6 protein-coding genes are annotated in these 7,573 nt (G+C 43.0%); 5 read left to right on the forward strand and 1 reads right to left on the reverse strand.

Annotated elements, in window-relative coordinates; all coding sequences use genetic code 11:
- The 3 genes from IQ242_RS11610 to IQ242_RS11620 all read left to right on the forward strand — a co-directional run.
- Positions 1-2,005 (forward strand): alpha-amylase family glycosyl hydrolase (locus tag IQ242_RS11610; RefSeq protein ID WP_193960080.1); only part of this gene is annotated, 2,005 nt, incomplete at its 5' end.
- A gap of 79 nt (positions 2,006-2,084) precedes the next feature.
- Positions 2,085-2,735 carry a TVP38/TMEM64 family protein gene (locus IQ242_RS11615; protein ID WP_193960081.1) on the forward strand — a complete coding sequence of 217 codons (651 nt, stop codon included), beginning with the start codon at positions 2,085-2,087 and terminating at the stop codon, positions 2,733-2,735.
- A gap of 70 nt (positions 2,736-2,805) precedes the next feature.
- Complete coding sequence (locus IQ242_RS11620) at positions 2,806-3,813, forward strand: DnaJ C-terminal domain-containing protein (RefSeq protein ID WP_193960082.1); 1,008 nt, start codon at positions 2,806-2,808, stop codon at positions 3,811-3,813.
- Between the two features lie 192 nt (positions 3,814-4,005).
- Here IQ242_RS11620 and IQ242_RS11625 read toward each other — a convergent pair whose 3' ends face one another.
- Positions 4,006-4,353 carry a hypothetical protein gene (locus tag IQ242_RS11625; RefSeq protein WP_185237515.1) on the reverse strand — a complete coding sequence of 116 codons (348 nt, stop codon included), beginning with the start codon at positions 4,351-4,353 and terminating at the stop codon, positions 4,006-4,008.
- A gap of 461 nt (positions 4,354-4,814) precedes the next feature.
- On the opposite strand from IQ242_RS11625, the gene IQ242_RS11630 reads away from it, so the two are divergent.
- Both IQ242_RS11630 and IQ242_RS11635 read left to right on the forward strand, forming a co-directional pair.
- Positions 4,815-5,207, forward strand: coding sequence for a hypothetical protein (locus IQ242_RS11630; protein ID WP_193960083.1), 393 nt, complete (start codon positions 4,815-4,817; stop codon positions 5,205-5,207).
- A 153-nt stretch (positions 5,208-5,360) separates the two neighbouring features.
- Positions 5,361-7,556 (forward strand): tetratricopeptide repeat protein, encoded by a 2,196-nt coding sequence (locus tag IQ242_RS11635; RefSeq protein ID WP_193960084.1) that lies wholly within the window; start codon positions 5,361-5,363, stop codon positions 7,554-7,556.
- The last annotated feature ends 17 nt before the right edge of the window (positions 7,557-7,573 follow it).

The following is a 7,573-nucleotide window of genomic DNA, read 5'->3' on the forward strand; positions in this document are numbered from 1 at the left end:
TTTCGGCCATCGTTTTAACCCCAATAAAGTCCTCTTCGATCCCTACGCGCGAGAACTTTCCCACGACCTTGAAACCCCGGCCATGATCGCGGCCGGAGAAAATGCGGGAATCTATGCCACGGGAGAAGGGGACTACAAAGGAGTGATCCGGCGGCAATACGATACGGGTAAATGGTCGCCCAAAGGCATTGTGATCGCGCCGGATGGGACTTCTACCGGTACTCGTCCCCGTCTGGGGTCCGAAAAAGCGATCATTTACGAGGCCCATGTGCGCGGTTTAAGTCATCACCCCTCCGCTAGTCGTTTGGAAGATATTCTCAAGGGAATTAGGGGTTTTGAGGAAGTGGCCAACGTTCCCGACCAGTACAGAGGAACTTATGCGGGGGCCGGCTATATGGCCAAATATCTGAAAGCGCTGGGATTTACCACGATCGAACTCTTACCGGTCCAGGAAACCGCTAACGATAATAACCCCGACGATCGCCCCGGCGGTAACTATTGGGGTTACATGACCTTTGGTTATTTCGCTCCCGATCGCCGTTATGCTTATGATCGCTCCCCCGGGGGACCCACCAGAGAGTTTAAGGCCATGGTCAAAGCTTTCCACAACCAAGGTATGGAAGTTTATCTCGATGTGGTCTATAATCACACCGGAGAAGGGGGCAATTGGGGCAGCAACGATGTCACCGGATTTGTTAGTTTTGGTGGTTTTGATGTGGTGGAATACTATCAACTCACCGACGAACATTATCTAGTCGATGGGGCCACTGGCTGCGGAAATCAATTAAACTTTTCCCATATTGTCACCTGTAATCTGGTTCTTGATTCCCTCATCTATTGGTTAGAAACCATGGGAGTTGATGGTTTTCGTTTTGATCTGGCCCCCGTCCTCGGTCGAACTCCTTCTAGTCATGAACGAGAAGATTGGTACAAGCAAAAACAATTCTTTCCTAAACATCCTTTGCTAGAAAAGATCGAGCAATTAGGCAAGAAATACGATGCTGAAATGATCGCCGAAGCTTGGGATATCTGGGGTTACGAAGTAGGTAATTTCCCATCGGGTTGGGGCGAGTGGAATGGCCGTTATCGCGATGCAATCCGGCGTTTTTGCAAGGGAGATGGTAATACTTTTCAATTCATCGAACAGGTGAACGGAGATTATCACAATTTTCATGACCAAGGCGGACCACAAAAATCGATCAATTTTATTGTTGCCCACGACGGTTTTACCCTGATGGATTTGGTCAGTTATAACAATAAAAATAACCTCACTCCCTGGCCCTTTGGTCCTTCCGATGGCGGCAATACTAATAACGATTCTTGGGATTCTGGAGGTGATCAGGCCTTACGTCGCCAAAGATTACGCAACTTTTGGACGATGCAATTTTTATCTCGCGGTGTTCCCATGACTGTCTGGGGCGATGAATTTGGCCGCAGCCAAAATGGTAATAATAATCCCTACAATATTGATAGTGTCGCCACTTGGAATAATTATGATATGATTGCCACCCGTTCACCCCATCTACTGCCCACCGGTTATCGGGAACCTTATCATAATAATTTTGGCACGGGAACTAATCAAGAAGAACGCAATCCTTTATTTATTTTTGCCGCTTATATTGCTCACTTAAGAAACAATCATATAGCCCTTAAACAGCACCGCTATGGCGATATGGTTCTCGATGCGGGCAATGATGTCACTTATTTATTTAAAAAACCCGATGGGGTTAGCGATTTAACTGCCGATGATCGCTGTATTTGGTTTTTAATTGATGGTAGTGCCGTCGGTGATCACGATTTTTTGGTGTTAATTAATATGTATCATCTGCCGGTGGATTTTCGCCTTCCCTCCCCATCCAATAATTATCGTTGGGTAAGAATTATTGACACGGCCGCTTGGGCAGAAACCGATTATAATTGTTGGTCTGTGGAGCAAGGGGCAGTAATTGCTGATCGCTATAAAGTCAATGGTTTTTCGATCGTGGTTATCGAGGAGATTAACTGAATTTTTGGCAATAGGAAAATATAAACCCTGGCTGCATCTTATGTTTTATAATCCGCACTTAGCCCAAAATTGCCGTTAAATGTCTAAAACTAAAAGTACTGTTATTATCCTAACCATAATTTGTATTATCGCCACAGCGATGGGAGTTTATCTGCTCGGTGGTATCGACTCCCAACAATTACAGATCTGGTTAAAACAAATGGGAATTATGGCCCCCATTTTGTATATTATTCTCTATACGATCGGGACAATTTTAATTCTGCCTTCTACCCCCTTAAACCTCACTGGTGGCGCGATCTTTGGGGTAGTTATGGGAACGGTTTGGACAACGATCGCCGCTTTGGTGGCCGCTATAGTTGCCTTTGCTTTTACCCGTACTATTGGCCGGGAATATACCGCCAAAAAATTTCAGGGAAAATGGCAAGCGATCGATGCAGAAATGCAGCAAGGCGGCCTATTTTATATGTTTGCTATCCGTCTATTACCGATTATTCCCTACGGTATCGTTAACTTTGTGGCGGGATTAACTTCTATCCGTTTTCGCGATTATTTCATCGGTACTTTATTAGGCACTGTCCCCGGAATTTTACCCTTTGTCATGATGGGTGCGGGTTTAAAATCTTTAGGAAAAGGCGATATATTGCCCCTAATGGTGGCTTTTACCCTCATTGCTCTGTTAGTAGGTGTGGGAACTTGGTATCGTCGTCGTCGGCAATTTCCCTTTCAGTGATCAACGATAAAATTAAGTTAGATTAGGAATATCCCGACTGAATCCTCATTGCTAAGGAGATAGCGTATCGATGCCTGCCGCAGATTATAAAGATTATTATGCCGTTCTGGGAGTAGGTAAAACTGCCAGCGCCGAAGAAATTAAAAAAGCTTTTCGCAAATTAGCCGTCAAATATCACCCCGATCGCAATCCTAACAATAAAAGCGCCGAAGAACGTTTTAAAGAAATTAGCGAAGCTTACGAAGTCCTCTCCGATAGCGAAAAACGCCAAAAATACGATCAATTTGGACAATATTGGCAACAGGCCGGGCGATCGAATTGGCCGGGTGGTAATCCGGGGGTTGACTTTGGTTCCGACGGTTTTGACTTTAGCCAGTACAACACCTTTGATGATTTTATCAATGAACTGCTCGGTCGCATGGGTCGCCCCGGCGGTACTCGCCCCCGTTCCCATTCCTACGGGACTCCGGGGGGAGGATTTGGCGATTTTAGCAATTTTAACGACTTTGCCGGTGCTCGTACTGCACCGCAATCCGTCACTTCTGGTATCTCCACCGCTAAACTGCGTCTGAGTTTTGGGGAAGCTTTACGAGGAGTACAAAAACGGGTTAATTTAGCCGGAGAAATGATCGATATCAAAATCCCCCCAGGAACCAAAACCGGTAATCGTCTCCGGGTACGGGGTAAAGGACTAATTGATCCCTTGAGTAAACAACGGGGAGATCTATTTCTCGATGTGGAATTAGAACCCCATCCTTTCTTTATTTTTGAAGGCGATAATTTAACCTGTGAAGTCCCGATTACTCCCGATGAGGCGGTTTTAGGCACAGCAATTGAAGTTCCTACCCCCGATGGCCTGGTGACGGTAAAAGTTCCCGCCGGTATTCGTTCCGGTCAATCCCTGCGCTTACGCGGCAAAGGTTGGATCGATAATAAAGGACAACGCGGCGATCAATTAGTCAAAATTGTCATCGATACTCCCAAAGAATTAACGGCGATCGAACGGGAATTATACGAGAAAATTAAATCTCAGTGTACCACCGATCCCCGTCGTCATCTCAGACAGGTGCAAATTTAAGTCCCTAGCTAGGGTTTGCCAAAACAGTTTTTCTTGGTGCTGATTACTGTCTCTGGGGTTTATAAGTGGTTAGGTGTTAAAACTCGTCAGTTCCCCCCCTTATCAAGGGGGGATTAAGGGGGGATAGGCACCCCCCTTATCAAGGGGGGATAGGCACCCCCCTTATCAAGGGGGGATTAAGGGGGGATCGATCTAGAATTTAACCTTACTAGCCAACCAATTAGTAATTAATTTGGGGCTATTTTTTTTCACCCAATAGAGAGCATAAATTCTGAACATAGGCTTAGAAAAACGAGCGATCGCTTTCATAATAAAATTTAAGTAACGACTATGAAACTTTTTATTAATTAAATTTAACGAACCCACATCGTAAAGACAGTCGATGATAATCCTAAAAGTCGTTTCCTCTCTTTGGAATAAACTATCTATTAACAATAGCACTTCCTGAATCCTTTGCTGTTTAAGCTGTTCTTCTTCGTCGGAAACAGCCGAGAGAATCTGCTGCTGCTTAGATAATTTACTATCCGATGGGGTTAACATGATATGGTAAGGAAAAAATTAACTTGTTTTGATTTTATCCCTATTTGCCGATTTTGCAAGACCAAACTCCCCATCTATCCCCATTTTTACGATAACACGGATCTTTCCTCTCCCATGCCGTCTTGACTGTGATTGCTGTGATTGTGTCATGGACTGTGATTGATTATTGATAAAAGGTTGCTGAATACAATATAATCATAGTATTCATTCAATCATTTCAATCACAGTTTAGACTGATGCTGTGATTGTGTCATGGACTGTGATTGATCGAGAAAAATAAGGCAGAATAAAATTATGAAAGCTAAAATAAGGACTGAATCATGAATGCTCCCTTAACCACAAGTTTACTTTAGCAGTACAGGAATTTACCACTGAAGCAATTTCTAAAATACCTATATTATGGGAAAAAATCAAAACCCAATAATATAATAAAGTTAACCCTCATCACCCCGATTTTATCTATGGAACCGATAACAGTGGCGACAATTGTTGCTTTGGTATTTCAGACTACTGTAGAAAAATTTACCGAAGCTGCTCTAGAAAAAATTAATACTTTGCGGCAAATCATCTGGAATAAACTTAAGGCTAATTCTAATGCTGAAAAAGCTTTACAAGCTGCTGAAAAAGGGTCAAAAACTGATCTAGAAAAAGTAGCAGATTATTTAAAGGTTGCCATGAATGATGAAGCAGATTTTGCCGAAAAAGTCAAGGGTTTAGCAACAGAAATTCAATCCTTGAAAATTCAGGATAATAGTAGTATGAACCAGACTAATTATGGAGGTCAAAATTTACAGAATCAGGGTCAGGTTAGTGAAGTTTATCAAGCAGCAACTATAAACATTAATAAAACCTGACTGCAGCCGCCTGTTAAGGAACAGGTTAAACAACATCCTCACAATTTATCTAATAGTAATATCCCTAAATTTGTTGGTAGAGCTCAGGAATTAATTGACTTAAAAAAGCAATTACAACAATCCCAAAAGCTTGCTATATCTACCTTAACGGGAATGGGAGGCATAGGTAAAACCGAACTAGCCAGACAGTTTGGCTGGCAAGAATGGCGAGAAAAAGCCTATCCGGGGGGTATATGTTGGTTAAATGTGGCAGAGAGTGACGGCGGTTTTATCGGTACTTCTATTTTAGATTTTGCGCGGGTACATCTCAAATTAACTTTACCGGATGAGGGAGAATTAGACGTAAAAATTCGTTATTGTTGGCAAAACTGGTTAGCGGGAAATGTCCTAATTATTTTTGATGATGTGCGGGATTATCAGCAAATTAGGGATTATTTACCACCGCAAGAAGACAAACGCTTTCAGGTTTTAATTACCACTCGCAAGGAATATTTATCAGCGACAATTGCGACTTTTCGGGTAGAAGTATTAAAAGAAAAAGATGCACTTGATTTATTGCGTTCCTACCTTAAAGACAACAGAATTGACACACAAATCGAGGCAGCTAAATTATTATGTCAGGATTTAGGTTATTTACCCTTAGGGTTAGAATTGGTGGCAAGGTTGCTGGTACGGCGAAAGGATTGGAAAATCAGCAAAATACGGGAGAAATTAGCCGAAAAAGGCTTAGATGAGCCAATTTTAGACAAAAATCCCAAGTTTCATGGGGAAATGACTGCGGAAAGAGGGTTAAAAGCTGCCTTTAATCTCAGTTGGGAGGAGTTGCATAGCGAACCAGAAGCGCAAATTTTGGCACTTTACCTCAGTTTATTCGCTCTTGCGCCCTTTCCCAAGGGAATGATTCTGGATTTATTTCCCGATGAAGATGGGGATACAGTGGAGGAATGGTTAACCGATAGTTTAGTTCACCTGAGTTTAGTTCAGGATAAGGGTGATGGTTGGTATGAAATTCATCCCCTGTTGCGTCGCTATTTTCGGGATAAGTTAGAAGCATCACCCCACGCAGAACCAGCAAAACGCCGTTATTGTGGGATTATGGCCAAAAAATCGGCAGAAATGCCACAGGATACAACTATAGAAATCGTTGAAGAATTTAAACCTTTCCTTCTCCATCTACAAGCATCTGTCGGGGAATATCCCCAATATATCGCTGATGAGGATTTATTATGGTCCTATACGGGTTTAGCTCGTTATTATAAAGGACAAGGATTGTATGCTATTGCTGAACCTTACTATCAAGATTGTTTAACCGCAACTCGAACTCGCTTAGGAGACAATCATCCCCATGTGGCAACTTCCCTCAACAATTTAGCACTATTGTACGAATCCCAAGGCAGGTACACAGAAGCGGAACCTCTCTATCTAGAAGCATTAGATTTGACAAAACAACTCTTAGGAGACAATCATCCCCTTGTGGCAGCTTCCCTCAACAATTTAGCAGCATTGTACTATTACCAAGGCAGGTACACAGAAGCGGAACCTCTCTATCTAGAAGCATTAGATTTGTATAAACGACTCTTAGGAGACAATCATCCCCATGTGGCAGCTTCCCTCAACAATTTAGCAGGATTGTACCGTTCCCAAGGCAGGTACACAGAAGCAGAACCTCTCTATCTAGAAGCATTAGATTTGAAAAAACGACTCTTAGGAGACAATCATCCCTCTGTGGCACTTTCCCTCAACAATTTAGCACTATTGTACCAATCCCAAGGCAGGTACACAGAAGCGGAACCTCTCTATCTAGAAGCATTAGATTTGTTAAAACGACTCTTAGGAGACAATCATCCCGATGTGGCAACTTCCCTCAGCAGTTTAGCAGCATTGTACTGTTCCCAAGGCAGGTACACAGAAGCGGAACCTCTCTATCTAGAAGCATTAGATTTGTGTAAACGACTCTTAGGAGACAATCATCCCGATGTGGCACTTTCCCTCAACAATTTAGCAGAATTGTACCGTTCCCAAGGCAGGTACACAGAAGCGGAACCTCTCCATCTAGAAGCTTTAGATTTGTTTAAACTACTCTTAGGAGACAATCATCCCCATGTGGCAAATTCCCTCAACAACTTAGCAGCATTGTACGATTCCCAAGGCAGGTACGAAGAAGCAGAACCTCTCTATCTAGAAGCGATTAATATTGCTACCCAAGGATTAGGGGAGAATCATCCCCATACCCAAACCTTTTATCGGAATTATCTGAGGATGTTATCCCAATTACCCGAAGCAGAATTAAGACAACGGTTTCCCGATGAGGTGGTGGAGATGTTGAAACCAAAACCCCCTCATCCCTGAAAACAGTCTTAACTGTG

The sequence above is a fragment of the Microcystis sp. LEGE 08355 genome (assembly GCF_015207185.1).
In the GTDB taxonomy this organism is placed as follows: Bacteria; Cyanobacteriota; Cyanobacteriia; order Cyanobacteriales; family Microcystaceae; genus Microcystis; species Microcystis panniformis.

Bases quoted from the DNA above. Each gene is read 5' to 3' on its own strand.
- IQ242_RS11630 (WP_193960083.1), top strand. From the start codon at position 4,815: ATGGAACCGATAACAGTGGCGACAATTGTTGCTTTGGTATTTCAGACT.
- IQ242_RS11615 (WP_193960081.1), top strand. From the start codon at position 2,085: ATGTCTAAAACTAAAAGTACTGTTATTATCCTAACCATAATTTGTATT.
- IQ242_RS11635 (WP_193960084.1), top strand. From the start codon at position 5,361: ATGGGAGGCATAGGTAAAACCGAACTAGCCAGACAGTTTGGCTGGCAA.
- IQ242_RS11625 (WP_185237515.1), bottom strand. From the start codon at position 4,353: ATGTTAACCCCATCGGATAGTAAATTATCTAAGCAGCAGCAGATTCTC.
- IQ242_RS11620 (WP_193960082.1), top strand. From the start codon at position 2,806: ATGCCTGCCGCAGATTATAAAGATTATTATGCCGTTCTGGGAGTAGGT.